This is a genomic window from Nocardia sp. NPDC059236 (assembly GCF_042754085.1).
Classification (GTDB): Bacteria; Actinomycetota; Actinomycetes; order Mycobacteriales; family Mycobacteriaceae; genus Nocardia.
The window spans coordinates 1-773 of the sequence record NZ_JBHZAF010000097.1; the positions used below are offsets into that span (position 1 = coordinate 1).

The following is a 773-nucleotide window of genomic DNA, read 5'->3' on the forward strand; positions in this document are numbered from 1 at the left end:
GATCCCTTCGACGTCCCGCGGCTCGATACCGCTCAGCGTCACACGGCTGACGGTCTTTCCGGTGCGGCTGTCGACGGCGTAGACGTACGGGCCGTCGTCGGAGTCGTTGTGCGTCCAGTAGACGCCCTTGTGGGCGCGGGAGGCGGCCAGTCCGCTGGACTCGGTGATCCGGGAGTCGCGGATGGTGAAGCCCTCCGGGCCGTCCTCGGCGACGGCTGCGGGCGGGGCAGCCGTCATCGCTCCCAGCACCACGGCAACCGCCCCGACCCCGACCCCGACTCCACGCGTACGCACAGACATAGGCTCCAGTGTCCAGCATCACGGTGCAGCTCAACGCGGGATACCCGAGGATGTGCGGATGCGCGTTCTCTTCGTCGGCGACTCCATGACGATCGGAGCGGCTGGTGGGGGGAGCTCCGGGCCCCGGGCCGGGGGAGATCACACCTGGCGCTACCGGATGTGGCAGCACCTGTGCCGTACCGTTCCGGACGACGAGGACTGGCAGATCGTCGGCCCCCGCACGGCACTGCACGAGGGCAGCCACGCCTACGCCGACCCGCACTTCCCCCACCATGCGCGGGCACACCTGGCGGGTTGGGGCGCGGGGTGGCTGCACATGGCGCCACTCGTCCGCGAGACGGTCGCGTCGTACCGGGCGGACACGCTGCTGGTCTCGCTGGGGCTGATAGACCTCGGCTTCTACACCGATCCCGAGCAGACGCTCGCGAACGTGGAGCTCTTCCTGGCGGAGGCGCGGGCCGGCAACCCGACGC

Annotated in this window: 1 protein-coding gene and 1 pseudogene; one reads left to right on the forward strand and one right to left on the reverse strand. The window is 70.5% G+C overall.

The genetic code is table 11. The features are described from left to right. Positions 1 to 300 (reverse strand): annotated as a pseudogene (locus tag ACFXIV_RS48150) (hypothetical protein); the annotation flags it as partial. Between the two features lie 58 nt (positions 301 to 358). On the opposite strand from ACFXIV_RS48150, the gene ACFXIV_RS48155 reads away from it, so the two are divergent. Continuing rightward, positions 359 to 773 (forward strand): hypothetical protein (locus ACFXIV_RS48155; RefSeq protein ID WP_379421568.1); only part of this gene is annotated, 415 nt, incomplete at its 3' end.